Annotated in this window: 20 protein-coding genes and 1 other RNA gene; 11 read left to right on the plus strand and 10 right to left on the minus strand. The window is 66.4% G+C overall.

The features are described from left to right. The first annotated feature begins 21 nt into the window (after positions 1-21). The gene (locus L540_RS02740; RefSeq protein WP_043212846.1) at positions 22-1,707 is read left to right on the plus strand and encodes a glycosyl transferase family protein; all 1,686 of its coding nucleotides are present in this window, start codon (positions 22-24) and stop codon (positions 1,705-1,707) included. Then, complete coding sequence (locus tag L540_RS02745; RefSeq protein ID WP_043212844.1) at positions 1,704-3,932, plus strand: NfrA family protein; 2,229 nt, start codon at positions 1,704-1,706, stop codon at positions 3,930-3,932. Before L540_RS02740 ends, L540_RS02745 begins: the two co-directional genes overlap by 4 nt. A gap of 4 nt (positions 3,933-3,936) precedes the next feature. On the opposite strand, the gene L540_RS02750 is transcribed toward L540_RS02745, so the two are convergent. Next, entirely contained in the window at positions 3,937-4,938 is a 1,002-nt protein-coding gene (locus tag L540_RS02750) for a DUF4434 domain-containing protein (protein WP_043212842.1), read from the minus strand. A gap of 275 nt (positions 4,939-5,213) precedes the next feature. Between L540_RS02750 and L540_RS02755 the strand changes: the two genes are divergently transcribed. The 5 genes from L540_RS02755 to L540_RS02765 all read left to right on the plus strand — a co-directional run bounded on the left by L540_RS02755 (position 5,214) and on the right by L540_RS02765 (position 11,079). Next, positions 5,214-6,395: an MFS transporter gene (locus tag L540_RS02755; RefSeq protein WP_043212839.1), complete on the plus strand. Its 1,182-nt coding sequence runs from the start codon at positions 5,214-5,216 to the stop codon at positions 6,393-6,395. A 90-nt stretch (positions 6,396-6,485) separates the two neighbouring features. Continuing rightward, positions 6,486-6,874: a transfer-messenger RNA gene (gene ssrA / locus L540_RS21415) on the plus strand. An 821-nt stretch (positions 6,875-7,695) separates the two neighbouring features. Next, on the plus strand, positions 7,696-8,109 hold the full coding sequence (locus L540_RS21705; RefSeq protein ID WP_131726024.1) for a hypothetical protein: 414 nt from the start codon (positions 7,696-7,698) through the stop codon (positions 8,107-8,109). Positions 8,110-8,137: 28 nt separating this feature from the next. Continuing rightward, positions 8,138-9,154 (plus strand): J domain-containing protein, encoded by a 1,017-nt coding sequence (locus L540_RS21420; protein ID WP_082149527.1) that lies wholly within the window; start codon positions 8,138-8,140, stop codon positions 9,152-9,154. A gap of 485 nt (positions 9,155-9,639) precedes the next feature. Next, on the plus strand, positions 9,640-11,079 hold the full coding sequence (locus L540_RS02765; RefSeq protein WP_043212838.1) for an NAD-dependent succinate-semialdehyde dehydrogenase: 1,440 nt from the start codon (positions 9,640-9,642) through the stop codon (positions 11,077-11,079). Between the two features lie 40 nt (positions 11,080-11,119). On the opposite strand, the gene L540_RS02770 is transcribed toward L540_RS02765, so the two are convergent. Further along, complete coding sequence (locus tag L540_RS02770; protein WP_043212836.1) at positions 11,120-11,644, minus strand: DedA family protein; 525 nt, start codon at positions 11,642-11,644, stop codon at positions 11,120-11,122. A 22-nt stretch (positions 11,645-11,666) separates the two neighbouring features. After that, complete coding sequence (locus L540_RS02775) at positions 11,667-12,398, minus strand: SDR family oxidoreductase (protein WP_043212834.1); 732 nt, start codon at positions 12,396-12,398, stop codon at positions 11,667-11,669. A gap of 149 nt (positions 12,399-12,547) precedes the next feature. Here L540_RS02775 and L540_RS02780 point away from each other — a divergent pair, with 149 nt between their 5' ends. Continuing rightward, complete coding sequence (locus L540_RS02780; protein WP_043212832.1) at positions 12,548-12,868, plus strand: hypothetical protein; 321 nt, start codon at positions 12,548-12,550, stop codon at positions 12,866-12,868. Between the two features lie 12 nt (positions 12,869-12,880). Here L540_RS02780 and L540_RS02785 read toward each other — a convergent pair whose 3' ends face one another. Together L540_RS02785 and L540_RS02790 are read right to left on the minus strand one after the other, a co-directional pair. Continuing rightward, on the minus strand, positions 12,881-14,464 hold the full coding sequence (locus L540_RS02785) for a sensor domain-containing diguanylate cyclase (RefSeq protein ID WP_165590408.1): 1,584 nt from the start codon (positions 14,462-14,464) through the stop codon (positions 12,881-12,883). A 99-nt stretch (positions 14,465-14,563) separates the two neighbouring features. Next, a complete protein-coding gene (locus L540_RS02790; RefSeq protein WP_043212830.1) occupies positions 14,564-16,126 on the minus strand; it encodes a sensor domain-containing diguanylate cyclase in 1,563 nt (520 codons plus the stop codon). 380 nt (positions 16,127-16,506) lie between these two features. Between L540_RS02790 and L540_RS02795 the strand changes: the two genes are divergently transcribed. Continuing rightward, positions 16,507-17,346, plus strand: coding sequence for a universal stress protein (locus L540_RS02795; protein WP_043212829.1), 840 nt, complete (start codon positions 16,507-16,509; stop codon positions 17,344-17,346). A gap of 28 nt (positions 17,347-17,374) precedes the next feature. On the opposite strand, the gene L540_RS02800 is transcribed toward L540_RS02795, so the two are convergent. The 3 genes from L540_RS02800 to L540_RS02810 all read right to left on the minus strand — a co-directional run bounded on the left by L540_RS02800 (position 17,375) and on the right by L540_RS02810 (position 19,932). Beyond that, complete coding sequence (locus L540_RS02800) at positions 17,375-17,836, minus strand: YidB family protein (protein WP_372432991.1); 462 nt, start codon at positions 17,834-17,836, stop codon at positions 17,375-17,377. An 81-nt stretch (positions 17,837-17,917) separates the two neighbouring features. After that, complete coding sequence (locus L540_RS02805; RefSeq protein WP_043212824.1) at positions 17,918-19,093, minus strand: lytic murein transglycosylase; 1,176 nt, start codon at positions 19,091-19,093, stop codon at positions 17,918-17,920. A gap of 32 nt (positions 19,094-19,125) precedes the next feature. Beyond that, on the minus strand, positions 19,126-19,932 hold the full coding sequence (locus tag L540_RS02810) for a ferritin-like domain-containing protein (RefSeq protein WP_043212821.1): 807 nt from the start codon (positions 19,930-19,932) through the stop codon (positions 19,126-19,128). A 52-nt stretch (positions 19,933-19,984) separates the two neighbouring features. On the opposite strand from L540_RS02810, the gene L540_RS02815 reads away from it, so the two are divergent. Then, positions 19,985-21,118 (plus strand): GNAT family N-acetyltransferase, encoded by a 1,134-nt coding sequence (locus tag L540_RS02815; protein ID WP_043212819.1) that lies wholly within the window; start codon positions 19,985-19,987, stop codon positions 21,116-21,118. Here L540_RS02815 and L540_RS02820 read toward each other — a convergent pair. Together L540_RS02820 and L540_RS02825 are read right to left on the minus strand one after the other, a co-directional pair. After that, positions 21,115-21,594 carry a cyanophycin metabolism-associated DUF1854 family protein gene (locus L540_RS02820; protein WP_043212816.1) on the minus strand — a complete coding sequence of 160 codons (480 nt, stop codon included), beginning with the start codon at positions 21,592-21,594 and terminating at the stop codon, positions 21,115-21,117. The two genes, L540_RS02815 and L540_RS02820, sit on opposite strands and share 4 nt — an antisense overlap. Then, positions 21,591-23,867: a cyanophycin metabolism-associated ABC transporter gene (locus L540_RS02825; protein ID WP_043212814.1), complete on the minus strand. Its 2,277-nt coding sequence runs from the start codon at positions 23,865-23,867 to the stop codon at positions 21,591-21,593. Before L540_RS02825 ends, L540_RS02820 begins: the two co-directional genes overlap by 4 nt. A 265-nt stretch (positions 23,868-24,132) precedes the next feature. Here L540_RS02825 and cphA point away from each other — a divergent pair, with 265 nt between their 5' ends. After that, positions 24,133-26,745 (plus strand): cyanophycin synthetase, encoded by a 2,613-nt coding sequence (gene cphA, locus L540_RS02830; RefSeq protein WP_043212812.1) that lies wholly within the window; start codon positions 24,133-24,135, stop codon positions 26,743-26,745. The last annotated feature ends 58 nt before the right edge of the window (positions 26,746-26,803 follow it).

Below are 26,803 nucleotides of genomic sequence, written 5' to 3' on the forward strand. Positions count from 1 at the left end.
CCCTGACCCCAGGCTAGGCGCATGTCTTCCCTCTTCTCTTCGCTCTATTGGCCCTATCTGGTCGCCGACTACTATCGCGGACTCGAACTCGTGACCGCGATAGTCGCGGTGCTGATCATGCTCTCCAGCATCGATGACTTGTTCATCGACCTCTGGTACTGGACCCGCGAGCTATACCGCAAGCTTTTTATCAAACCCCTCTTCTCACCGCTGACCGAAGCGCAGTTGCTGGAGAAACCGGAGCAGCCGCTGGCCATCATGGTGCCGGCCTGGCTGGAGTACGACGTGATCGCCTCGATGCTGGAGACCATGGTCTCCACGCTGAACTACAAGAACTACATGATCTTCGCCGGCACCTACCAGAACGACGCCCGCACCATCGAAGAAGTCGAGCGCATGCGGCGACGCTACCGGCAACTCATCCGCGTGGAGGTGCCGCACGACGGGCCAACCTGCAAGGCCGATTGCCTGAACTGGATCGTGCAAGCCATCTTCGCGCAAAACGCCAAGCAGCCCGAACCCTTCGCCGGCGTTATCCTGCACGACAGCGAGGACGTGCTGCACCCGCTGGAGATGAAGTACTTCAACTATCTGCTGCCGCGCATCGACTTCATCCAATTGCCGGTGACGTCGCTGGAGCGCGAGTGGTATGAACTCGTGGCCGGCACCTATATGGACGAATTCGCCGAATGGCACACCAAGGATCTGGTGGTGCGCGAAAGCCTGTCGCGCATGGTGCCCTCGGCCGGCGTGGGCACCTGCTTTTCCCGCAAGGCCCTGGAAGAGCTGGCCGCCGAAACCCACAACCAGCCCTTCAATACGGACACGCTGACAGAGGACTACGACATCGGCGCCCGCCTGGCGCAACGCGGCATGAAACAGATCTTCGGCAAGTTTCCGGTGCAATACGTCACGCGGCGCAGGCCCTGGTTCGGCCTGGGCCATGAGCGCGTGGGTTCGGTCCGGATGCCCATGGCGGTGCGGGAGTATTTTCCGGACACGTTCAGGACGGCGTATCGCCAGAAAGCGCGCTGGACGCTGGGCATCGGCCTTCAGGGCTGGCAGCAGGTCGGCTGGACAGGCAGTCTGGCCAACCGCTATCTGCTGTTCCGCGACCGCAAAGGCCTGTTCACCTCCTTTATCGCCATCATCGCCTACGTCCTGCTGGCGCAGTTCCTGATCTTCATCGGGCTGAACAAGCTGGGTTGGTGGACGACGCTGTATCCCTCGCTATTCCGCCCGGGCAGCTGGTATACGGCGCTGCTGTGGGCCAATGGCTTTCTGCTGGCCGCGCGGCTGGGCCAGCGGGCGCTATTCGTGGGCCGGTACTATGGCTGGGAACATGCCCTGCTCTCGGCGCCGCGCATGGTCATCGGCAACTTCATCAATGCCATGGCGGCCGCCCGCGCCTGGAAGCTCTTCCTGGGCCACCTGCTCTTCGGCAAGCGCCTGGTCTGGGACAAGACCATGCATGACTTCCCCTCGACCGAACAGCTGACGCAGCAACGCCAGCGCCTGGGCGATCTCCTGCTGTCCTGGCGCGCCATCGACCAGCACACCCTGGCCCGGGCGCTGGAAAAACAGAAGAAGGAAAAAAAGCCCTTGGGACAGATCCTCACCGAGGAAGGCTGGCTGGACCGCCCCACGCTGGAAGAAGCCATTTCCTTTCAGCAGTCCGCATCGGGCGAAGCCGAGGGCAAATCATGATCCCGCGCGCGCTGATCCTGGCCCTCGCCCTGTGCGGCGGCCTGGCGCTGGCGCAGGAAGCGCCGTTGACGGGAGCCGCCTGGCAGTATGCCGACCAGGCCTATAAAAGCTATGACGCCGGCAACTACGCCGATGCGCTCACGCAGGTCAACCATGCGCTGAACGCCCGGCCCGACGTGGCGCGCCTGCAATTGCTCAAGGTCTATACGCTGCAAAAACTGGGCCGCGACCAGGAGGCGCTGGCGGCCGCGCAAGCCGCGGTCGAGCAGGGGCTGGACGACCCCGGCCTGAAGGCGGCCATCGCCAACCTGAAACCCTCCCCTCCGAAACCCGCCAGCGCGCCCGTGGCCCGCCCCGCGCCCCGCCGCGCCAGTGCCTATGAACGCGGCTATCCCATCGCCACCAAGGCCTATGCCGACTACAAGCGCGGCGACATGCCCGCGGCCGAGAAAGGCGCTGAACGCGCCTTTCGCACCGATCCCCGGCAGGGCAATTGGGCCCTGCTATGGCTGGATGCGCTCGTGGCCCAGAACAAGCTGGCCCAGGCCGAAAGCGCCGCAGGCACGGCTCTCGCGCTGGGCGCGCCCAACCAGGCCGAACTGAAGGCCCGGCGCGACGCCCTGCGGCGCCAGCTCGCGCCGCCGCCTGCGCCGCCCGCCCCGGCCGTCGACGACAGCGCGGCGGCCTTGGCCTACGCGGCCTATGCGCGCCAGGATTACCCGGAAGCCATCCGCCAGGCCAGACTGGCCCTGGATGCCGATCCGGACAATCCCGAGCGCCAGCGCCTCTACACCACCGCCCTGGCCTCGGGCGACCGCCAACAGGCCGCCGAGGCCGAGATTCGGCTGAACGATGCCCTGGCCAAGACCCCTGGCGAGGCCACGCTGCTGCTGCAACGCGCCTATCTGCGCCAGCGCCTGGGCGAGCCCGAACTGGCGCTGGCCGATTTCCGCGCCGCGCAGGCCACCGGCCAGGCGCCGCCCAGCGTCACCCTGGACCAGGCCTATGCGCTATCGGCGCTGGGCCGCAATCCCGAGGCGGTGGAACAACTCAAGCAGGGCATCGACATGGCCGATGCCGGACAGCTGCCACTGGACCCGCAACAGCGCTACAACACGCGCAGCGCCATCGCCAATTTGTCGCGCGAATGGGGCGCCTCGCTGTCGGCGGGCTATCGCGGCGCGCGCCCGGCCAATAGCAGCCTGGGCGGCGCGGCCATCAGCACCCCGGGCGATGCCGTTTTCAGCACCGCCGAGGTCTTCTGGCGCCCGCCACAGACCAACAACCGCTACGGCATGCTCGAAGCCTATGCGCGGCTGTCCAATACCCTATACGACGAGGGCAGCACCTTTGAATCCGTGAAATTCGTCGATCCCTGCACCGGCGAAGTCACCGACGATTCGCGCGCGCGCAGCGAGCGCGTACAGAACACGCGCACCGTCACCGGTTGGCCCAGCACCATAGGGGCGCTCGGCCTGCGCTATCTGCTGGCCGACACCGGCCTGACCTTCGGCCTGGAGCGGCGGTTTTTCCTGGGCTCGGCCACCCGCCAGGGCACGCTCTACCCTCAGTCGTCGCTGGTGCAATGCGGCATCCAGCGCGGCTTTGACCAGCCGCGCGGCATCAACACCGTGACCCGCTACCGGCTCGACAGCGACGCCGGCGGCTGGATGGGTTATATGACCTATGGCTACTACCATGGCCGCGACCTGCGCACCGACGTGCCAAGCTGGCTCACCGTGGAAGGCTATTCGCAGCTGGGCTATACCTGGGACAGCAACGACGCCCGCTTTGACGTCAAGAGCGTGGACCGCAAGGGCAACACCACCGGCACGGTGGCCAGCTCCGATGGCAAGCTCACGCGCGACCAGGCCTTCGCCACCGCCGAATTGCGCGTCGGGCGCAGTTTCCGCCTGGACCAGATCAGCAACAACCTGGTGATCTTTCCCCATGTGGTGGTGGGCGCGGACTGGCTATGGCAGAAAAACCGCGCAAGCGGCGTGAGCTACCCGCCCGCCACCATCGACTATGCGCTTTCGGACAACGGCCGCAGCTGGTCGCTCGGCGTTGGCCCGGGCTTGAATCTTCGCTATTGGTTTCGCGAAGACCACTACAACGCGCCGCGCTCGTATTTCGACTGGTCGGTGCAATACCGCACGCCGCTGGGCGGCGGCGCGACCGAGCGCGCCAAGGGCCTGTTCATGAGCATGACGCTCTACTACTGAGGGCTCAGAACCGCGCCTGGCGCCAGGCGCGCCGCAAGGCCCGGGCCCGCTCCTCGGCGCCTGTGAGCCAGGGCTCGACCGCGAAGGCCAGCGTATGCGCCGCGCCGGTCTGCCCGGCCCATTCCAGTTGACGGCGCACACGCTCCCAATCGGCCGGCTGGGCCCGGAACTCCGAACCGTCATTCTTGGCCGTGGGCAGCTGCTCGAAGAGCTCGACAATCACATCGAAGACGGCCTCGCGCTGGCGCAAGCCGGCCAGCAGCGGCGCTATCCTGGCGAGATTCTGCATCCCGGCCACCCCCACGCCATCCTGCACCATGGGCCGCAGCGCCGCTCGCGACAAAAGCGTCTCCCATACGGCCAGCAAGGTCGTGGCGCTAGGCAGCTGGCTGAAATAGGTCGAAATCGCCGGCACCTGGCCGGTGACGCCCTGCGCCGCCTCCGAGATCGCCCCCAGCCAGTCGGCCAGCATGGCGCGGCGCGCCGGATCGGCCCAGGAATACTGCTCGATCTCGTAAGGGATGTACCAGCCGCCGAAGCGGCGGCGCAAAGGCCAGGGCGCGCTGTTCAGATAGCCGATGGCCGCCTCCCGGCTGCGCTGGAAAAACGCCGCCAGCGCGGCAGGATCGGGGGTCTTGATGGCCTCCCACCAGCCATGATCGAAGGGCAGGCCCACGCGCACATTCAGGCCGCGCGCCGACGCGGTATCGAAGATAGTCTCCATCACCGCGTCGGGCACCTGCCAGGCGGGCGCCGTGCCGCCGGACACCCCCGTCCATTGCAGCACCACCTCGCGGCAGCCGAGCGCGCGCATCTCGCCCATCAGGCGGCGCCACCGCGTGCGCGACCACGCCAGATGGCTGTGCCAGATCTGCACGAAACTGCCATCGAGCGCGGGCGGACGCGGCGCGCATCCGGCCAAGGCCAGCGCCAGCGGCGCGGCCAGCCCCCAACGCAGCATGCGCCGGCGCAAGGGAGAATCGGCTACTATCGCATCCGGCTTCATGGCCTCTCCATCGGCCTGCCCGAATGGCCGATTTGACGATTATGCCCGCCCCGGCGCCCGCCGGCATCCCTGGCCCCCCGGTCCGCATTGTTCGATCCGGCCAACCAGTGCTGGCGGCCACGGCGTCTTTATCCTGGCATCTTTCCCCCGCACAATATCCCTAACCCCAAGGGCCCCCCGCGCTGTGCGCAGCTGCTGCGCTTCCTGGCCCACCCCCCGGTTTTCATCTCATCCATCCGTTCCGCGCCGCCTTGGCCGCGGGAATCGAGAGACTCATGCTATTACCCATCGTGCTGCTGTCGGCGGCCGGATTCACGATTCTGACCACCGAATTCCTCATCATCGGCCTGCTGCCGCCCATGGCGCGAGAGCTGCAGGTCAGCGTCTCGCAGGCGGGCCTGCTGGTGTCGCTGTTTGCCTTCACGGTGGCCAGCACCGGCCCCTTCCTGACCGCGCTGGCGGCCAATATCGAGCGCAAGCGCCTGTTCATCGGCGTGCTCATCCTGTTTGGCCTGTCCAATGTGCTTGCCGCCCTGGCGCCCAATATCTGGATCATGGCCATCGCGCGCTTCGTCCCCGCCCTGGCCTTGCCGGTGTTCTGGTCGCTGGCCAGCGCCACGGCGGTCGAACTGGTCGGTCCCGCCCATGCCGGACGCGCCATCTCCATGGTGGCCTTCGGCATCGTCGCGGCCACGGTGTTCGGCATCCCCATCGGCGTGCTGATCTCCGATGCCTTCGGCTGGCGCGCCGCCTTCGGCGCGCTGGCGGCGGTGTCCTTCGCCAAGGCCGTTCTGCTGGCCCTGTGCTTTCCGGCCATCCGCGTGGCCGGCGAAGGCCTGCGTTTCAGCTCCCAGCTGCGCATCGTGCGCGACCCCATGGTGATCGGCCACGTCCTGCTCTCGCTGCTGATCTTCACCGGCATGTTCACCGCCTACACCTATCTGGCCGACATGCTGGAGCGCCTGGGCGGCTTTGACGGGCGCATCGTGGGCTGGAGCATGATGGGCTTTGGCGCCATCGGCATCATCGGCAATAGCCTGGGCGGCCGCCTGGTCGACAAAAGCCCGCTGGGCGCGACGACCCTGTTCACCACGCTGATGGCGGCCAGTCTGTCGGTCGTCACCCTCGTCATGCAGGTCCCCCTCACGCTGGCCCTGACGCTGGGCGCCTGGGGCATCGCCCAATCCGCGCTCTTCATCGTCTGCCATGTGCGCGTCATGAAGTCCGCGCCGCAGGCCCCGGCCTTTGCGGCCTCGCTGAACATCTCGGGCGCCAACATCGGCATCGGCCTGGGCGCCGTGGTGGGCGGCGACGTCATTGACCAGCTGGGCCTGCGCGCCCTGGGCTGGTCCTCGGCGCTGATCCTGGTGGCGGCCCTGGCGCTGGCCATCGGCCTGATGGCGCGCACGCGCCGCCGCCGGCAGACGGCCGCCGTCTGCGACGGCGTGGCCGGCTAGGCGCCCCGGATCGCGGCCCTCCAGTCCCGTCCCTCCCCCCTTGAAATCCGGCACCCAGCCCCTATTTGACGTACAATACGAAGTTCCCTAGGGGCCGATCCGGATTCGACGTGGGTCATGAAACAGCTCAGGGCATGCCGAGCACCAGTAAGCTCGTAAATCCACTGGAAACAAACAAACGCCAACGACGAGCGTTTCGCTCTCGCCGCTTAAGCGGTGAGCCGTTGCACTGATCTGTCCTTGGGTCAGGTGGAGGAAGGCAACTTCCTAGGGGGGCAACCCTCGAACCACAGCAACGTTATTCACAAGGAATCGGTCTGCGCTGGGGTCACACGGCTCAGATTTAAATTACGTGAATCGCCTCGGTCCGGCCCGTTGATCGGCTAAGTCCGGGGTTAAATCCAAATAGATCGACTAAGCATGTAGAACTGACTGCGGAGGGCTTGCGGACGGGGGTTCAATTCCCCCCGGCTCCACCAAATTCTCTAGCAATATCAAGTACTTAATAATAAGCCAGCTTAAAAAGCTGGCTTTTTTTTGGCGCCCCGGAAAGTTGACCATCCCAGAGCGCCCATCAGCCGCACAGACCTTCATACCCTGCTCTCCAATTGCCAGGCAATGCCGGCGACGCCCAAACCAATGGACGCCAGCCTGCCGTCTTGTTCGATTCAAAACAATTTATTATTAAGTTATTTTGTGTTACAACAATGACTGATCAATTGGACTCAAAATGGCAACAAAGCGCTCGCTGAATAAGTGCGGAAAATGCAAGAGCACGTGGTATCCAAAGGGGAAAAATCTCTCTACACGATGTCCCACATGCGGTGATCCCGACGTCAAGTATGCTGGGATGGGTTTGCTCGGAAAAATACTGACCACAGCAGTGGTTTTATCGGCCCTAGCCGCTTTTTCCGGTGGAAAACAATCCTCGCCGCCCTCTTCGCACCTGGAGCCACAGGGGCGGCCCACGGCGCCTACCGCTGCCCCGGGCGCTCCAGCTCAATATGCTCCCAATCTTATTCCGGGCCCGGTCGAGTATCGGACACCCCAGGTAAATACCTCCGGACAAGGCGGCATGAGGCTATCTCAGACCTTAGCGCCGGTTCCCACTCCGGCCCTCAAGACAACGGAGGGAGACAGAACCTATTCTCGGGAAGAAATAGAACGACTAGAGCAGGCCAAACAATACTCTGGGGACGACCCGATTATTCGTAGACGCCTTGGCCTGCCCTCCAAGGACACGGGAAAACTTATCCCTTAAGAAGGAAAAAGGACTCGCGTCACGGAGCTATGGATTCTCATGGTTAATGCCATTTCGTGGATTTTCACCCTTTCTCTGTGCCTGATCGTAATCAGCCGTGCAGGCAATCTTCCAGGCATGCTAGTCGCAGGTTACTGCGTCTTGGCGTTGCTTCTCCGCTGGTGGATCATGCGGCGAATCACTGCGGTGAACCTACAGAACCAACATAACGCCAGAGTGTTCTCTCTCACGCAAAAATATGGTGATGCACGCATCGTCGAAGCCATCATTCAAGGAAAAATATGGAAGGGTGCTACTTCCGAGATGCTCCGGGACTCCTGGGGTCCTCCCGACGACCTTAAACGCGGGGGAGACGAGGACACATGGTGCTACGGCCGTGTCGGCACGAACCGGTATCGACACCGTGTCATCGTCAAAGCCCAAGCGGTTAAAACGTGGACAAACAAGAACTGAGCAGTTCCGAACCGGCCTTGTCTAACCGATGGACCATTACACGACACTGGGCGTCACCCAAGATGCCATCCCGGAAGTCATTAAGGCTGCGTACAGAGCAATGTCGCAGAAGTACCATCCGGATCGTAACCAAGGCGATGCCCTGGCGAAGGCCCGGATGCAAGCCATCAACGCTGCCTATGCGGTACTCAGTTGCCCCGATGAACGTGCCCGCTACGACCGGACATTGAGCGCGGCGGAGTCGCACAATAAATCGTCCCGGCAGACATATGCAGACGGCGAGCCAACGCGCGACTTCAGTAGTAATTCGTCAGAGGGCGAGGAATACGAACAGACTCCTTATAAGTCGGATAATCCCATGGGCTCCGGGCCAATGCCAGTGGCCCCTGAGCCCATTCGCTTGCTGCGCTCAGGAGAATACGCTGCACTGATCGTATTCACGCTCATCACAGTCCTCATCTTCGCCAAGGGGCAAGCAGGGCAGACCCGAGGCCAGCCCCCGGCTACGCCCGCAACGGCTGCCGCCCTTATCCCTGTGCCCCCCGCCCCTCCGCGCAGAGACAATCAGCCTGCCCCTCTCTCAATCCCGGCAGCCAAGAATTCAGCGGTTTCGTCAATTAAAGTGCTCAAAGCGCCAAATGGAGCGCCATGGCCCACAACCTCAGGATATCTCGAGGGGTACGATTCCTCCGATTACGGTGGGTCCATCATCGATCTAGTCAATACCAATACAAAAAGCGCCTTCTTTGTAAAGCTCGTCAACACCGCCCGCAACGCGAAACACGCCAGCCGCCACCTCTTCCTGGGCTCCCGCCAAGGCTTTTCTATTGTGAATATTGCACCGGGCAGCTACTTTCTGGCGTATCAGGATCTGATGAGCGGTGGTTACTATCGAACGGACGCTTTTAATTTGAGTCAGAAGCCGTCCCCCCAGGATCCGACGCGCCTGCAATTTACAACTGTGCGTTTTGAGTTCTCGGCCCGCTCAGGCGGCTATCTTGACTCCCATGCCATATCCGCCGCAGAGTTTCATGGAGCGCCATAAACTGCGGTACCGTCTGTGGGCATTGACGCGCCCAGTTCCGCCTGCTTCAGCGCGAAAGCGATTTGTTCCTCTGAGTACTTCGACCTCGTGATGACCTGCCTCCGAGGATCACGCATCGTGGGTGACCTGCCCTGGGCCGAGCGGATGGTCAGATGCTGCACAGACAGCCCTTGATGCATCTCGACGCATGGATGCCGCCGAGATTCCAAGCGCGCGTGTCTGCCGCCAACGCGAGACACCATCGCGGCCGGCTACCTCGTGCATGACCTCGGTTGAGTAGCAAAGCGGCCGCGGCGAGACAGCTCCAGTAATTTCCGCGAGCCGCGGCGCATTGCGCGGTATGCTGTAGTGCGATGCCGCACCGCGGACCCGGAGCCTCCCGCGCCCCACTTGGCATCGCAGGATGCGCGCCCTGGCTATCGGGCGGCCGCAATCAAGGCCCCCCTTTTCCCCATGAAGCGCCCACCCCTTTCCATGGAACCCTCATGAGCGACTATCCCGACACTTTGCTACTCATCGACAACGAATGGCGCGAAGCCCAGGGCGGCGCGCGCATCGACGTCGTCAATCCCGCCACCGGCCAGAAGATCGGCCAGGTCGCCCGCGCCAGCCTGCAGGACCTCGATCTTGCCCTGGCGGCCGCCCAGCGCGGCTTCGAGACCTGGCGCGACATGTCCGCCCATGAGCGCTGCGGCATCATGAGCCGCGCCGCGGCCCTGTTGCGCGAGCGCGCCGACTCGGTCGCGCGCCTGCTCACCCAGGAACAGGGCAAGCCGCTGGCCGAAGCCCGCGGCGAAGTGCTTGCCGGCGCGGAGATCATCGACTGGTTCGGCAACGAGGCCCTGCGCGTCTACGGCCGCATTGTGCCCGCGCGCAACATGGCCGCGCAGCAACTCGTCATCAAGGAACCCGTGGGGCCGGTCGCGGCCTTCACGCCCTGGAACTTTCCGGTCAACCAGATCGTGCGCAAGCTCGGCGCCGCGCTGGCCGCGGGCTGCTCCTTCCTGGTGAAGGCGCCCGAGGAAACTCCCGCCTCCCCGGCTGCCCTGCTCAACTGCTTCGTCGACGCCGGCATCCCCAAAGGCGTGCTGGGGCTGGTCTTTGGCTCTCCGGCCGAAATCTCCAGCTACCTGATTCCGCACCCGGTGATACGCAAAGTCACGTTCACCGGCTCCACGCCCGTGGGCAAGGAGCTGGCCGCGCTGGCGGGCCGCCATATGAAGCGCGTCACGATGGAACTGGGCGGCCACGCCCCCGTGATCGTGGCCGAAGACGCCGATGTCGAGCTGGCCGTGAAGGCCTCCGGCGGCGCCAAGTTCCGCAATGCCGGCCAGGTGTGCATCTCGCCGACGCGCTTTCTGGTGCACAAGAGCATCAAGGCCGAATTCGAGCGCGCCTTCGTGGCCCATGCCGAGAAACTCAAGCTGGGCGACGGCCTGGCCGAAGGCACGACGCTGGGCCCGTTGGCCAATGACCGCCGCCTGGCGGCCATGGACAAGATCATCAGGAACGCCAGCGAGAAAGGCGCTCGCCTGGCCACCGGCGGCGCGCGGGTGGGCGGCGCCGGCAATTTCTTCGCACCGACCATCCTGACCGATGTGCCGCTCGACGCCGACGTGTTCAACGAAGAGCCCTTCGGCCCGATTGCGGCGATCCGCGGCTTCGACACCCTGGACGAGGCCATCGACGAAGCCAACCGCCTGCCCTTCGGCCTGGCCGCCTATGGTTTCACGCGGTCCATCAAGACCGTGCATGCGCTGTCGCGCCGCCTTGAAGTCGGCATGCTGTGGGTCAACCAGCCCGCCACGCCCTCGGCCGAACTGCCCTTCGGCGGCGTCAAGGACTCGGGCTATGGTTCCGAAGGCGGCCCGGAGGCGCTGGAGGCCTATCTGGTGACCAAGGCAGTCTCGGTCGTCGGGGTCTGAGACAAGCCCGCACGGGGCCGCTACGCGATGCGCCAGGCAGCTAGGGCAGCCACTGGCTGCCGAGCCAGCCGGGCGCCAGCAGCGCGGCCGCCCAGAGCAGGGCCGACGACCAATTGGCCGCCTGGAAGGCGGCCGCCCGCATGCCGAAGATGCCCGCGGCCAGGGGCACGGTGGCCCTCAGGGGGCCGAAGAAGCGGCACAGCACGATGCTCAACACGCCCCAGCGCTGCACAAAGGCCGCCGCGCGCAAGACCAGCTGCGGGCGCTGCTTGAACCAATTCCAGTGCATGACGCGCGGGCCGGCCCAGATCCCCAGGGCAAAGGACACCCAATCGCCCAGCGCCGCCCCCAGCGAAATCGCCAGCCACACTTCGGCAAAACCGGCCTGGCTCAGGCGGATGGCCGCGCCGATGGACAGCAGGAGCGCCGTGCCCGGGATGAACAGGGCCACCAGCGGCAGGGATTTGACGAAAGCGAGCACAAAGGCCAGCGGCGCGAGCCAGGGCCCCAGCGCCGGCAACTTGGCGGCCAGGGCGGCATAGAGCGCGTGCAGCGATTCAAGCATCTGTGCGCACAGGCCGCGGCTCCTAGGCCAGGCCGCCGTTGGCGCGCAGCACCTGGCCATGGACCCAGCGGCCCTCCGGACCGGCCAGGAAACCGACCACATTGGCGATATCGACCGGCTCGCCCAGGCGTTCCAGCGGCGGGGCCTTGGTGAAGGCGGCGATCTGCTCGGGCGTCTTGCCGGTGAAGAACAGCTCCGTCGCCACGGGGCCCGGCGCCACGGCGTTGACGGTGATGTCGCGGCCGCGCATCTCCTTGGCCAGCACGCGGGTAAAGCCTTCGACCGCTGCCTTGGTCGCCACATAAATGCCATAACCCGGCAGATTGGTCGCCACCAGGGTGCTGGAGACATTGACGATGGCCCCGCCGGCGCGCAGCCGCTGGGCGGCCAGTCTGAGCGTATTGAATACGCCGCGCACATTGACCTCCATCATCTGGTCGAACACCGCATCGCTGGCATTGGCCAGGGGCACGGTCTGCAGCACGCCGGCATTGTTGACCAGCACATCCAGGCCGCCCCATTCCGCCTCGACGCGCTCGAACAGCGCAGCCGCGCCGGCGGCGTCGGCCACATCGCCCTGCAAGGCGATGGCGCGGCCGCCCTGCTCGCGCAGGCTGGCCGCCAGCGCCTCGGCCTCGCCGCCGCGCGTGGCGTAGTTCAGGGCGACGGCATAGCCGTCCTTGGCCAGGCGGGTGGCGATGGCGGCGCCGATGCCGCGTGAGGCGCCGGTAATGAGTGCGCTACGGAAAGTCATGATGTCAGCCTCGTATTGGGATAGGCAGATGATGAGGGGCTTGCCCAGAAAGATAATCTTGCCAGTTTTGCCATCAAAGTTCCGTTGGCGTCAACAATCCCGGGCCGGGCTTGGCTACACTGGGCCTGTCATCAAGCGCAGGAAGCCCTATGAGCTGGCATGTATATCGGATACCCCCTTTGGACGCGGGCTGGAATTTCCTGCTGACCGTGGCCGAGGCCATGGCGCTGGCCGAAACCTCGCCGGACCAGGGGCTGGCGCGCGATGATTGGCGGGCCGCTTTCAATGAGGCCCAAGCCGCGGCCGAAGACGCCGGCTGGGAAGGCGACTTCCGGGGCGAGCCGCATATCCTCATGCTGCCCCTGGCGGACGGGCTGGCGCCGGGCTTTGTCTGGAAGCAGGACAACGCCGGGCTGTGCTTCGTGGTGAGCCCCTGCGCCCTGCCCTGGCTGCAAGCCGCCCAGGGCTGATCCGGCAGGCGCCTATTTGGCGCCGGCAATGATGTCCCGCGCATCGCGCATGCCCTGCGCCGTCATGACGCGCACGCGGTCGCGCCCCATCTCCTTGGCGTCATAGAGCGCCTTGTCGGCGCCCTTGATGACCGCGTCCAGGTTGGAGCCGTGGTCCGGATAGCGCGCCACGCCGATGGACAGCGTGATGGGGCCGCATTCCTCGACTCGCGCCTGCGCCACCGTCTGGCGCAGGCGTTCGGCGAAGGCCGCCGCGCCGGCCAGCGAGGTCTGCGGCAACAGCACCAGGAATTCGTCGCCGCCCAGCCGGGCCACGACATCGCCGCTGCGCACCAAGTCCTCCATCATGTGGCTCACCTGCGTAATCGCCAGGTCGCCGATGTGATGGCCATGCTCGTCGTTGACACGCTTGAAGTAATCGATGTCAAACGCGATGACGGCCACCGGCGCGCCCTGGGCCTTCAAGCCTTCCAGGGCGACGGCGAGGCCGCGGCGGTTCAGCGTCCCGGTCAGGGGATCGCTGGAGCTTTCCTTCCGCAGCCGCCCCATGCGCAGCCCGATGGCCGAGACCCCCAGCAACAAACCGCGGCGCAACTCGGCGGCCTCCTGGTACCAGCCGCGGATAGCACGCAGATGGTCGCTGACATCGCGCTCTTCCATCCGGCTGGCGACGGCGGCCAGCTGCCGCAGCGGCCGGGCGATGAGATTGGACAGCCAGATGATGCCCGCGATCGCCAGCATAATGGCCGGCAAGGCATAGAGCAGCGTGAGCGCCAGCGCCCGGTCCACGCGCGCCAGGGCCGCCTTGGTGGGTTTTTGCACGATCACGCCCCATCCCACCGATGCCACCGGCGCATAGCCGCCCAGCATGTCCACGCCTTCCTGGTTGAGAAAGCGCATGGAGCCATGCTCGCCGCGCCGCACGGCCTGCTCGGCGGGGTTGTGCACGCTTTCGCCCTCGCGCGTGGAGACCGGGTGGTAGATCAGCATCCCCGAACTGTCCAGCACATAGGAAAAGGAGCCGTCTTCATGGCTGTGCTCGCCGAGAATGCCGCGCACGATGCTGGGCGCGTGCAGATAGATGTTGCCCGCGATATAGCCCGTGGCCTGCCCGTCGGCGCCGAAGATAGGTTGCGACAGCGACACCAGCCAGCGGCCGCTATAAGGCGAACGATAGGGCTGGCTGGTCAGCGGCCCCTGGGCCGCCATGGCGAGCTTGGCGAAGGGATGGATGAGGCGCTGGCCCACCAGTCCCTCGGTATGGGAGGAATCGGCCAGCACCACGCCCTTGGCGTCGACCACGATGATGGAATTGAACAGATCGCTCAATTGCACCAGGCGGTCAACCATGGCCTGCATGGCATCCCGGTCCAGGGTGGGCTGCCCCCGCAGCTCATCGGCCGAAACGAATAACAGGCGGCGGCAGCTGCGCAGATAGTTTTCGGTGACGCTCGCCAGTTTTTCGGCGTAGACGCGATTCGCCTGCAGGGTGTCCTGGATCAGCACGTCGCGCTTGACGCGATAGGTCGCGTAGAAACTGGCCGCCAGCGCCGCGAACAGGAAAAAAAGGCTGCACCAGAGGATCAGACTACGCAAGCGAAAGCGCGAGGGACTGTGCACCATGGGTCAGCATGAGGGCGTGGCGTTGCGCCTATCATACCGAGCCCGCGCCGCCGCCTCCTAGGCCTGCTTACCCTAGGCGGCGAGATTGGCGGCGTCGCAGACCCGGTTGCGCCCGCCTCGCTTGGCCTCGTACAGCGCCTCGTCGGCCCGCGCCAGCACCTCGGTCAGGGAGGCGCCCTCGTGCGGATAGACGGCCACCCCGACGGACACGGTGCAGGCGCCCCCGGGCACCGCCTGGAAAGACTCCACGGCGGCGCGGATGCGCTCGGCGGCCTGCAGGGCCTGGGGCCGCTCGGTATTGGGCAAAAGCACCACGAATTCCTCGCCGCCCAGGCGGCCCAGGATGTCGCTGGCGCGGGCGCGGCTGCGCAACAGCGCCGCGATGCCCCGGATCACGGCATCGCCCGCCGCATGCCCCAGCTCATCATTGATGGACTTGAAATGATCGATGTCCACGGCCAGCACGGCCATGGCCCGCCCGTATCGGGGTTCGCTTTGCAGGATTTCGTCCAGTCCCCGGCGGTTGAGCAAGCCGGTCAGGGCATCGGTCAGGCTGTCCTGGCGCAGCTGGTTGAACTTGGTGCCTATCTTGCGGCTTACGGCGGCCAGCGCGGCCTTGAGCTGTTCGGCCTCCCGATACCAGGCGCCGACCGCCGACAGCCTGTCGGCCACGCGCGGCTTGTCCAGATCGGCGGCCGCGCCGGCCAGCTGCGCCAGCGGACGGGCGATGCGATTGGCCAGCCACCACACGCACAACAGCGACAGGCACAACCAGGGCAAGGAGGTCTGCAGGGTGCGCAGCAGCAAGACCTTGCTGCGCGCGAGCACCGAATCCACCGGCCGTTGCGCCACCACGCCCCAGCCGGTCTCCCGCACCACGGCGTAGCCGCTGAGCATGTCCACCCCTTCGGTGTTGAGCAACCGCTGGGCGCCCTCTTCGCTGTTCATGATGGCGCGCACGGCGGGATTCTGCTCGACGATCTGCCCCACGCGGCGCAGATTGGGGTGAAAGAGCAACACGCCCCGGCGGTCCACGACATACTGGTAGGAGCCGTTGCGATGGATCTGTTCGCCCAGCAGCTCGCCCAGCGCATTGCGCTCATGCAGAAACAGCAGGCCCATGATGAAGCCGCCGAAACGGCCGTCCGGCAGGAACACGGGCTGGGACAGGGCGATGATCCAGCGCCCGCCCGGCGACAGAAAGGGATCGCTGATGCGCGGCAGCCGGCTGGCCAGCGCCTGCTCCATCTCGGCCGTGCTGATGCGCCGGCCTATCACGCCCGGCTCGGCGGGCATGATATCGGCGATGATCCCCTCCGCATTGACGAAGGCCGCGGCATTGAAGCGCTCGCTCTGGTGCTTGAGGCGCTCGACCTCGCGCCGCACGCCCTGCTCCGTGCCCCCGTCGCCGCCGATCAGCCGCGCCGAATACGACAACTCATTGAGGCATTCGCGTAGAAAAATATCCGCGCCGCGAGCAAGCTTTTGCGCGAAAGCACGGTTATCCTCCAGCGAACTGCTCAAGAGTATTTCCCGCTGCACCACGGTGCTGGCATACAGTGCGCCGGCCAAGGCCAGCAGCAAGGACAGTATGCTCAGTCCCAGGATCAGGCGGCGTAAATCGAGTCGACGCATCAGAACAGAGATCTAAGACGCAAGTCCGCAAGAATTAGGATCATAGCCGCCCGAACGGCGGACACAGGTAAATCCCCGCCCGTTATCGGCACCGTAATCCGGCCGATGGCCCTGGTCTTCCAACGATTGCGGATTATTTCCATACGCGGGATGACCGGCCGTCGCGATTCTACCGGCAGGAGTGTCGCTCAAACCGCCCGGCCCGCCTATTGGCCGCAAGTACCGGTCAGGAAAGGAAGTTGCGCGGGGCGGGCCGGCTTGCGCGGCGCGCGGGTTCGCGGGATAGTAAACACAGCGGGCCCGGGCGGTTTCCAGGCGCCGCTTGCCCTCGCCGCAAGCGGCGAGGCCCGCGCCCCAGGCGCGTGGTCAGGGAGAGTGCCATGAAGCAAGTCATCGCCTGCATCGCCGATTCACCGCAAGCCGCCACGGTCTGCGACTATGCCATCTGGGCCGCGCGGCGCCTGGATACCGATCTTGAGCTGCTGCACGTCCTGGAACGCGAACCCGATGTCGTACCCATCGCGGACCTGAGCGGCGGTGTCTGGATGGGCGCCCAGGACACCCTCCTGAATGAATTGGTCGAACTCGACAAGCAACGCGACGCGCTGGCCGAAGCCCATGGCAAGCAATTGGTGGACGTCGCCGTGGCGCGCGCCCGCGCCCAGGGCGCCCAGCGGGTCGATGGCAGCCAGCGCCGTGGCGCCCTGGTCGATATCCTGCTGGAGGTCGAGCCCGATACCCGGCTCTTCGTGCTGGGCCGCGATCCCGACGGCCGGCCGCCCTCGCGCCTGCTGCCCGATCCGCACCTGGAAGCCTCGGTGCGGGCCTTGCGCCGCCCCGTGCTGGTCACCCAGGGCAATTACCGGGCGCCCAAGCACTTCCTGATCGCTTTCGACGGCAGCCCGACCGCCCGCCATACCGTGGACATGGTTTGCCGCAGCCCCTTGCTGACCGGCCTGAGCTGCGACCTTGTCACCGTCGGCAAGGGCGACGGCCTGGACGAGGCCGCCGCCGCCCTGTCCCAGGCGGGCTTCTCGCCGCGCACGGCCGTACTGCCAGGCGAAGTCGTCCCGGCGCTGACGGCCTACGCGCGCGAACACCAGGCGGATCTGCTGATCATGGGGGCCTACGGGCACTCCCGCATCCGGCAATGGGTGCTGGGCAGCACCACGACCGCGCTGCTGCATCATGCGCCCGCGCCGGTGCTGATATTGCGTTAAGCGCCCTCGCCGGCTCGCGCGGGGCTGGCTAGCCCGTCTGGCCGCGCCCGCCCAGCAGGCCGGCCAGCGAACCCAGCAGCTTGCTGGCGTCCAGACCCTGGTCCGGCTCGATCGAGCCCTGCGGCGAGGCCTGGTCCACAAGCTTGGGCAGGATGGCGCTCAGGCCTTCGAGCACGGCGTTGTGATCCTGACCGGTGCGCTCGGCCAGGTCATTGACCATGCCCGGGCCCAGCGCCGAACCCAGTTGGTCGGGCGAAACCGATTGATTGGGGCCGGAACCCAGCCAGGAAGCCACGATGGCGCCCAGACCGCCTTGCTGCAGCTGCTGCAGCAGGCCGGACAGGCCGCCCGGGTATTTGCCGACCATCTCGATCAGCGCGGGGACGAGCGAGGCGGCGCCGCCGCGGTTGTTGTCGTCGCCGCCGGCCAGGGAAGACAAGGTATCCAGGAGACTCATCGCGCACTCCTTCAGGCTTGTGGGGAAGGCCAGTATAGGGGCAGGACCGGCCGGCCGCGCCGGCCGGTTTGCAACCAGTGGTTAGGGCTTGGCGCGCAAGGCGCGCAGCGTCTTCTAGCCGGCGCGGCCGTCATCCGGCAGCCCCAGCTCCCGCTGCACCGCCTGCAGGGCCTGGCGGGTGCGCGCGCCGATGACGCCGTCGGGCGTGCCGATGTCATAGCCGCGGGCCACCAGCAGCTCCTGGATTTCCTTGCGCTCGGCCCGCGAAAGGCCCGGATCCTCGGTGGGCCAGGCGCGCGCGAAAGGCAGGCCGCCGCGCAGGCGATCCGACAGGTGGGCGATCGCCAGGGCATAGCTTTCGGCGGCGTTATAGGAATAAAGCGCGTCGAAATTGCGGGTCACGAGAAAGGCCGGGCCCTGCGGCCCGGCCGGCAGCAGCAGCCCGGCCGGCATGTCGCCGGCCGGCAGCGGCTTGCCATCGGCGCGCTTGATGCCGCGGGCGGCCCAGGCCGACATGGGCTGTTTATTGCGCCGCCCGGCCGATGAGGTGTCCATGCCCTCCGGCAGGCTCACCTCGAAGCCCCAGGGCAAGGCATTGTTCCAGCCGGCGCGCTTGAGGAAATTGGCCGTCGAGGCCAGGGCGTCGGGCACGCTGTCGATCAGGTCGCGGCGGCCGTCGCCGTCAAAATCCACGGCCAAGCGCAGATAAGTCGAGGGCATGAACTGGGTCTGGCCGAAAGCCCCCGCCCAGGAACCTTTCAGGCGGTCGATGGCCACATGCTCGTCCTGGACGATGCGCAAGGTGGCCAGGAACTCCCCGCGGAAATACGCCTGCCGCCGCCCGAAGCAGCTCAGGGTCGACAAGGACGTCAGCAGCGGCCGTCCGCCCAGGTTCTTGCCAAAATTGCTTTCCACGCCCCACACGGCCACGACCGTGGCCGGATCGACGCCATACTGCTCCTGGACACGCGCCAGCTCCTGGCCCCATTGCGCCAGCCCCTGGCGCCCGTCATCGATGCGCTCGGCATCGACCAGGCCGGCCATATAGTCCCAGATCGGCGTCTTGAACTCCGGCTGGGCATCGAGCAGGCCGATCACATCCATATCGGGCTGCAGGCCCTCGGTGCAGAGGTCGTAGTTCTTGGAGGCCACGCCCGCTTCCGGCGCCTTGGCGCGCAGATCGGCCAGGCATTGGCGATAGGCCGCCAGCTCGGCGGCGGTGGGCTCGGCATGGGCGGGGCCGGCGGCCAGCACGGCGGCCGCGGCAAGCAGGATGGGAAGCGTCTTCATGCGGGCATTCTAAACGCCGCCGCTACCGCCGGCTATGCATCCGGGGCTTGCCGCTGCAGGGCGTCGAGCTCGGCCTCGTCAAAGCCGGCCTCGCGCCGCGCCTGGAGATTGAAGGGCCCGCGCAGCCTGGGCGCGCCATAGTGGCGCGCCAGCTCGGCATAGGTGCTTAGCGGATCGCGCCCCTGCAGGGCGCAAAAATGGCGATACCAGCGGTTGCCAATCGCCACATGGCCGATCTCGTCGCGCAGAATGATGTCCAGAATGGCCGCGCCTTCGGCGTCCCCCGCCTGGGCCAGCTTGTCGCGGATCAGCGGCGAGGCGTCCAGGCCGCGCGCCTCCAGGGTGCGCGGCACCAGGGCCAGCCGCGCCAGCAGGTCGTCACGGGTCTTCTCGGCCATTTCCCAGAGCCCGTTATGGGCCGGGAAATCGCCATAGCCATGCCCCAGCCGCCCCAGATGGCGGTTGAGCAAGTCGAAATGATAGGCCTCTTCGCGGGCCACCTTGAGCCAGTCGCGGTAAAAAAGGTCCGGCAGCCCGGAAAAGCGCCAGATCGCATCCAAGGCGAGGTTGATGGCATTGAATTCGATGTGGGCCAGCGCGTGCAGCAGCGCCGCCCGCCCCGCTTCGGTCTGCACGGAGCGCTGGCGGACCCGCGCGGGCGGCACCAGCTCGGGCCGTGCCGGACGCCCCGGCAGGCCGTCCGGCGGCGCGAGCGCGCAATCCGCGCCCACGGTCGCGTGATCGTCCAGCGCCGCCACCGCCGCCAGTTTGTCCTGCCAGGACGGGACGGCCAATGCCGCCATCGCCTGGGCCCTGAGGCTGTCCGCCTGTTCTCGCATGCTGCTCCCGTCATCAATGTCCGCGCGCCCGCCGGGACTTTATCATTGCGCCATGGACGACGCTTACCGCCTGCAGGTCGACACGCCCCTGGCCAGCCTGGATCCCCGCCAATGGGACCGGCTGGCCGGCGGCCGCCCGACGCTGTCGCATGCCTATTTTTCGGCCTTGCACGAGACCGGCTGCGCCAGCCCCCGCACGGGCTGGACACCGTTCTTCCTGACCCTGCACCGGGGCGAACAGCTTGCCGGCGCGGTGCCGCTCTATCTCAAGACGCACTCGCGCGGCGAATACGTCTTTGACCACGCCTGGGCCGACGCCTTCGAGCGCCATGGCCTGCGCTACTACCCCAAGCTGCTGGCCGCCGTGCCCTTCACGCCGGTCGGCGGTCCGCGCCTGCTGGCCGCCGACGGCGAGGCCCGCAACCATCTTGCCCGCGGGCTGGTCGAACTGGCTTCGGCGCTCAAGCTGTCTTCGCTGCACATCCTGTTTGCCTCCATGGCGGACATCGACACCCTGCGCCGGGCCGGCTGTCTGGTGCGCGAAGGCGTGCAATTCCATTGGCGCAATGCCGGCTACGCCGACTTCGAGTCCTTTCTGGCGGGCTTCAATCATGACAAGCGCAAGAAGCTGCGCCAAGACCGCAAAAAGGTCCAGGCCCAGGAGGTGCGCTTCCGGCATTTGCGCGGGCGCGAAATCGGCGCGGCCGAACTGGCGTTTTTCTATGCCTGCTATGAGCGCACCTATCTGGAACATGGAAACCCGCCCTATCTGACGCGGGGATTCTTCGAGCGCCTGCTGGCCACCCAGCCCGACAGCCTGGTGCTGGTGCTGGCCGAACGCCGCGGGCAGCCGCTGGCCTGCGCGCTGAATCTGCGCGGCGGCGACACGTTGTACGGTCGCTATTGGGGCACCCTGGAGTTTCTGCCCGGCCTGCATTTCGAAACCTGCTATATGCAGGCCATCGAGTACTGCATCGCGCAAGGGCTGGCCAACTTCGAGGGCGGCGCCCAGGGCGAGCACAAGATGGCGCGCGGCCTGATGCCCACCCCTACCTGGTCGGCCCACTGGATTGCCGACCCGCGCTTTGCCGCGGCCATCGACGACTTCCTGGGCCGCGAAACCCAGGCCGTGAACGAATATCTCGACGAGCTGGCGCGCCATACGCCCTTGCGGCGCGGCGCCTAGAGAAAGCGGTCGAGGATCTTGCGGCTATGGCGATCCAGCGCCAGCGCGTCGCGGATCAGGTAGTGGATGCCATGGCTGTCGGAGATCAGCAAGGTCTGGCCGGCCAGGCGGCGGATATCTTCTTCGCCCCGCAGCACAAAGTGCGTATCGCCCCGGTCGGTCTCGACCTGCCAGGTCGACGGCGTGGCATAGGTCGACACCGAGGCAATGCGCCGTATCTCGGGCATGAACTCGCGCCCGGCCAGATCCTCTTCGATAAGGGCGCGCGCGGCGGCCGGCGCGCTGTCCAGGCTGTCCAGCCAGAGCACCTCGCGTCCGTCGCCGGTGACCAGCGACAGGCCGCCGGCCGGGGCGCTGATCGGGAAGGCCCGCACGGGCATCACCCCCTCGTGCGTCTGCCCATTGAAAGTCAGCACCAGCTTGCCCATGGCGTTGCGCCGCAGCTGGAAGTCCACACCCAAGGCGCGCCCCGTCATGCCACCGCGGCGATGTCGCCATCGCCGGCCTCGTTCTCGTTGTTGCGGGCCTGGGCCTGGTAGAGCTTGTAATAAGCCCCTTCGGCGGCCATCAGGACTTCATGCGTGCCTTCCTCGACGATGCGGCCCCGGTCCAGCACGACCAGGCGATCGGCGCGGCGCAGCGTGCTCAGGCGGTGCGCGATGGCCAGCGTGGTGCGGCCACGCACGAGATTGTCCAGGGCTTTCTGGATTTCTTTCTCGGTGGTGGTGTCCACCGACGAGGTGGCTTCGTCGAGGATGAGGATGCGCGGATCGATCAGCAAGGCGCGGGCGATCGAGATGCGCTGGCGCTCGCCGCCGGACAGGGCCTGCCCGCGCTCGCCGACCAGCGAGTCGTAGCCGTGCGGCAGGCGCAGGATGAACTCATGCGCATGGGCCGCGCGCGCCGCGGCGATGATTTCCTCGCGGCTGGCGTCCGGCTTGCCGTAGGCGATGTTCTCGGCAATGGTGCCGAAAAAGAGGAAGGGCTCCTGCAGCACCAGCCCGATGTTGCGCCGGTAGTCGGCCACGCGCAGCGACCGGATATCGATGCCGTCGACAAGAATGGCGCCTTCGGAGACATCATAAAAGCGGCAGATCAGGTTGATGAGGGTGCTCTTGCCCGAGCCGCTGTGGCCGACCAGGCCTATCATCTCCCCCGGCGCGATGGCCAGGTTCATGCCGCGGATGACCGAGCGGTTGCCGTAGCGGAAACCGACATCGCGCAGCTCGATGCGCCCCTGCACCTGGGGCAGCGCCACCGGCTTCTGGGGCTCCGGCACGCTGGAGACATGGTCGAGGATGTCGAAGATGCGCTTGGCGCCGGCGGCCGCCTTCTGCGTCACCGAGACGATGCGGCTCATGGAATCCAGGCGAGTATAGAAGCGCCCGATATAGGCCAGGAAGGCCGCCAGCACGCCCACCGTGATCTGTTTCTGCGATACCTGCCAGATGCCGAAGATCCAGACGACCAGCAAGCCGATTTCGGTCAGCAGCGTGACGGTGGGCGAGAACAGCGACCAGACGGTATTGACCCGGTCGTTGACCTCCAGGTTGCGGTTGTTGGCCTCGCGAAAACGCTGCACCTCGCGCTTTTCCTGGGCAAAGGCCTTGACCACCCGGATGCCCGGAATGGTGTCGGCCAGCACGTTGGTGATCTCGCCCCAGATGCGGTCGACTTTCTCGAAGCCATGGCGCAGCCGGTCGCGCACCACATGGATCATCCACATGATGAAGGGCAAGGGCAGCAGCGTGACCAGGGCCAGCCAGGGATTGATCGAGAACAGGATGACCGCCGTCATGGCGATCATCAGCACGTCGGTGGCGAAATCCAGCAGATGCAGCGACATAAAGACGCAGATGCGGTCGCTCTCGCTGCCGATGCGCGCCATCAGGTCGCCGGTGCGCTTGCCGCCGAAATACTCCAGCGACAGGGTCTGCAGATGCGCATAGGTGGTGGTGCGCAAGTCGGCGCCGATGCGCTCGCTCACCCAGGCCAGGATATAGGTGCGCGCCCAGCCCAGGCCCCAGGCCACCAGGGCGGACGCCAGCAGCCCGCCCAGGTAGAGGCGGACCTTGCTGTAGTCGATGACCTCGCCGTTCTGGAAGGGTATGAGCACCTCGTCCATGAGGGGCATGGTCAGATACGGCGGCACCAGCGTGGCGGCCGTGGCCAGCAGCGTCAGGACAAAGCCGCTGATCAGGGCGAATTGATAGGGCCGCGCGAAACGCCACAGGCGCAGCAGCGCCCAAGTCGAGGAAGGCTGCACCTCCTCGTCGCAGACCGGGCAATCGTCCTGCCCTTCGGGGATGGGGTTCTGGCAGGTCGGGCAGACCGCCGCCTGTTTTTGCTGCACCGCAGCACCGGACAGCCGCAAGGCCTGCTGGCCCTCGAAGGCCGTCAGCAGCTTGAGCGCGGCGGGGTTGCGGCCCAGCGTGAAGCGCCATTGCGCCAGGCGCTCCTGGCCGTTGTCCAGTTCCAGGCATACCGCGCCAGCGTGGTCCTGCAGGGCGAGGCGCTGGCCCGGCGCATAAGGAAAATCGCGCCATTGGCCGTCTTCCGGCGCATGGGCGAGCAAACGACGGTCCGTCACCAGCACCAGGCCTGGACGAAAGCACAGACGTGCGTCAAGATCGGTCTCAAGCCAGCCCAACAGGGTCTCGCCGGCGGCCAACTGAGCGTCGACGTCGGTTTGCCACCTGGCGGGTAACTCGCGCCCCAGAGCGCCGGATTTAGGATCGTGTTTTTTCATCAGAACGCGCTTCGAGCCACGCTTCGACCCGCCTTGGCGGCATCCCGCCCTTTCCCGGGCGGAACACCTGTCCGTTCCTTACAACAGCGCGAGTTTATATGGCCCAAAAGGCGGCGTATAGTAGCAGCCGGTTTTCATATTTTCCACCGTAGGAAATCCCCCCGCCCAATCCCGCTTGGCCCTTCGTCTTCTCCGTGCGCCCCCCGGACCTGCTCGCGATCCGGGCCCCCTGCGCCAGCCAAGCGCTATAACCTAAGAACGAATCATGAAAAAGAAGGACATTGAATTTCTCGATGTCGTGGCTTTGCGCGGCCCGAATATTTGGACCTACCGCCCGGTTCTGGAGGCTTGGGTCGACATCGGCGCGCTGGAGGAGTGCCCGTCCAATGTCATTCCGGGTTTCTACGAACGCCTGACCGCCTGGCTGCCCTCCCTGATCGAGCATCGCTGCAGCCCGGGCGTGCGCGGCGGCTTCCTGCAGCGTTTGCGCGAAGGCACCTGGCCGGCGCATATCCTGGAGCATGTGACGCTGGAACTGCAAAACCTGGCCGGCCTGCCCGGCGGTTTTGGCAAGGCGCGCGAGACTTCCACGGTGGGTGTCTACAAGGTCGTCGTGCGCGCCTGGCATGAGGTCGTCACCCGGGCCGCCCTGTCGACGGCCCGCGATCTGGTCATGGCCGCCATCGAAGACCGGCCCTTCGACGTGGACGAAGCCGTGTCCGACCTGCGCCGGCTGGTGGACCGCCACTGCCTGGGCCCCAGCACGGCCTGCATCGTGGACGCCGCCGACGACCGCGACATCGCCTATACCCGGCTGTTCGAAGGCAATCTGGTCCAGTTCGGCTATGGCGCCCGCCAGCGGCGCATCTGGACGGCCGAGACCGACCGCACCAGCGCCATCGCCGAAGGCATTTCGCGCGACAAAGACCTGACCAAGACCATCCTGGAGACCTGCGGCGTGCCCGTGCCCGAGGGGCATCTGGTCGACAGCATCGAGCAGGCCTGGGAGGCCGCCGAACGCATCGGCCTGCCCGTGGTGGTCAAGCCCTATGACGGCAACCACGGCCGGGGGGTCTTCACCAATCTGTCCACCCGCCAGGAGGTCGAGTCGGCCTATGCCGTGGCGGTCGACGAGGGCAGCGGCGTCATCGTCGAGCGCTTCGTGCCCGGCAACGAGCACCGCCTGCTGGTGGTCGGCGATCGCCTGGTGGCCGCCGCCGCCGGCGAACCCGCCTGGATTACCGGCGACGGGGTCTCCACCGTGGAGGATCTCATCGACAGCCAGATCAACACCGACCCGCGCCGCGGCCGCACCGAAGACCACCCGCTGAACCCGGTGCGCCTGGATTCGGCCGCGCGCCTGGAAATCGCCCGCCAGGGGCTGTCGGCCGAGGCCGTGCCGGCCGCCGGCCGCCGCGTGCTGATCCAGCGCAGCGGCAACGTCGCCTTTGACGTGACCGACCGCGTCCACCCGGAGACCGCCGAACTGGTCGCCCTGGCCGCCCGCGCCGTGGGCCTGGACATCGCCGGCGTGGACCTCGTGGCCGAAGACATCTCGCGTCCCCTGGAAGAACAGCGCGGCGCCATCGTCGAGGTCAATGCCGGCCCCGGCCTGCTGATGCACCTGAAGCCGGCCGACGGCACGCCGCGTCCGGTCGGACGCGCCATCGTCGATCATCTCTTCCCGGAAGGCGAGGACGGCCGCATCCCCATCGTCGGCGTGACCGGCACCAATGGCAAGACCGTGGTCGCCCGCCTCATCAGCCGCCTGCTGCATCTGTCGGGCAAGCAGACCGGCCTGGCCTGCAGCGAAGGCCTCTACCTGAACAAGCGCCTGGTGCAAAAAGGCGATTGCGCCAACTGGACCGCCGGCCGCCGCGTGCTGATGAACCGCAATGTCGAAGCCGCGGTCATCGAGAATGACAGCGGCGTGATCCTGGGCCAGGGCCTGGCCTACGATCGCTGCCAGGTGGGCGTGGTGACCAATATCGACGACGGCGACCACCTGGGTGACTTCGACATCAACGAGACCGAGCGCCTGTTTACCGTCTTCCGCACCCAGGTCGATGTCGTGCTGCCCACGGGCGCGGCCGTGCTCAACGCGCGCGATCCGCGCGTGGTCGAAATGGCCGAACTCTGCGATGGCGAAGTGCTCTTCTTCGGCATTGATCCGCAGCTGCCGCCCCTGGTCCGGCATCGCGCCGAGGGCAAGCGCGCGGTCTTCATCCGCGACGGCCAGATCGTGCTGGCGCGCGGCGACCACGAGGAAAAGCTCGCCGACATCGCCGCCGTGCCGCTCACCCATGGCGCGCGCGTGGACTTCCAGACCGAAAACGTGCTGGCCGCCGTGGCGGCCGCCTGGGCCCTGGACATTCCGGTCGAGCTCATCCGCGCGGGCATCGAGACCTTTGACATCGACCAGGCCGACGCCCCTTGGCAATTCACGCTGTTCCAGCGCGACGCCGTCACCGTCGTGGTCGACGATGTGCACAACGTGCCGGGTCTGCGCGCTCTGTCGGCGGCGGTGCGCCGCTTCCCCGCCAAGCGCCGCGTGGCCGTGTACTCGGCCGGCGCCGACCGGCGCGACGCCGACCTGGTCGAACAAGGCCGGCTGCTGGGCCAGCTCTTCGATCTCGTGGTGCTTTATGACGACGCCACCGTGAAAAGCCGCCGTCCGGCGGGCCAGGCGCGCGCGCTGCTGCGCCAGGGCCTGGAGGACAGCGGGCGGCCGGTGCAAATCCTGGACGAGCCCGACCACGCGCGGGCCATCCAGCATGTGCTCGACGGCCGCGCCAGCGACGATTTCATCCTGCTGCAATCCGATGAAGCTTTCTCCGGCCCCACCATCGACCTGGTGCGCCGCTGGATTCAACAATAACAACGACCGACAAACACACTGCTGGCGCCGCCCCCGGGCGGCGCGCTTGGACGACAGG

The organism is Bordetella pseudohinzii, assembly GCF_000657795.2.
GTDB classification, from domain to species: domain Bacteria; phylum Pseudomonadota; class Gammaproteobacteria; order Burkholderiales; family Burkholderiaceae_B; genus Bordetella; species Bordetella pseudohinzii.

Coding starts and splice junctions, on each gene's coding strand:
- L540_RS02740 (WP_043212846.1), top strand. CDS start 22: ATGTCTTCCCTCTTCTCTTCGCTCTATTGGCCCTATCTGGTCGCCGAC.
- L540_RS02745 (WP_043212844.1), top strand. CDS start 1,704: ATGATCCCGCGCGCGCTGATCCTGGCCCTCGCCCTGTGCGGCGGCCTG.
- L540_RS02750 (WP_043212842.1), bottom strand. CDS start 4,938: ATGAAGCCGGATGCGATAGTAGCCGATTCTCCCTTGCGCCGGCGCATG.
- L540_RS02755 (WP_043212839.1), top strand. CDS start 5,214: ATGCTATTACCCATCGTGCTGCTGTCGGCGGCCGGATTCACGATTCTG.
- L540_RS21705 (WP_131726024.1), top strand. CDS start 7,696: ATGGTTAATGCCATTTCGTGGATTTTCACCCTTTCTCTGTGCCTGATC.
- L540_RS21420 (WP_082149527.1), top strand. CDS start 8,138: ATGGACCATTACACGACACTGGGCGTCACCCAAGATGCCATCCCGGAA.
- L540_RS02765 (WP_043212838.1), top strand. CDS start 9,640: ATGAGCGACTATCCCGACACTTTGCTACTCATCGACAACGAATGGCGC.
- L540_RS02770 (WP_043212836.1), bottom strand. CDS start 11,644: ATGCTTGAATCGCTGCACGCGCTCTATGCCGCCCTGGCCGCCAAGTTG.
- L540_RS02775 (WP_043212834.1), bottom strand. CDS start 12,398: ATGACTTTCCGTAGCGCACTCATTACCGGCGCCTCACGCGGCATCGGC.
- L540_RS02780 (WP_043212832.1), top strand. CDS start 12,548: ATGAGCTGGCATGTATATCGGATACCCCCTTTGGACGCGGGCTGGAAT.
- L540_RS02790 (WP_043212830.1), bottom strand. CDS start 16,126: ATGCGTCGACTCGATTTACGCCGCCTGATCCTGGGACTGAGCATACTG.
- L540_RS02795 (WP_043212829.1), top strand. CDS start 16,507: ATGAAGCAAGTCATCGCCTGCATCGCCGATTCACCGCAAGCCGCCACG.
- L540_RS02805 (WP_043212824.1), bottom strand. CDS start 19,093: ATGAAGACGCTTCCCATCCTGCTTGCCGCGGCCGCCGTGCTGGCCGCC.
- L540_RS02810 (WP_043212821.1), bottom strand. CDS start 19,932: ATGCGAGAACAGGCGGACAGCCTCAGGGCCCAGGCGATGGCGGCATTG.
- L540_RS02815 (WP_043212819.1), top strand. CDS start 19,985: ATGGACGACGCTTACCGCCTGCAGGTCGACACGCCCCTGGCCAGCCTG.
- L540_RS02820 (WP_043212816.1), bottom strand. CDS start 21,594: ATGACGGGGCGCGCCTTGGGTGTGGACTTCCAGCTGCGGCGCAACGCC.
- L540_RS02825 (WP_043212814.1), bottom strand. CDS start 23,867: ATGAAAAAACACGATCCTAAATCCGGCGCTCTGGGGCGCGAGTTACCC.
- cphA (WP_043212812.1), top strand. CDS start 24,133: ATGAAAAAGAAGGACATTGAATTTCTCGATGTCGTGGCTTTGCGCGGC.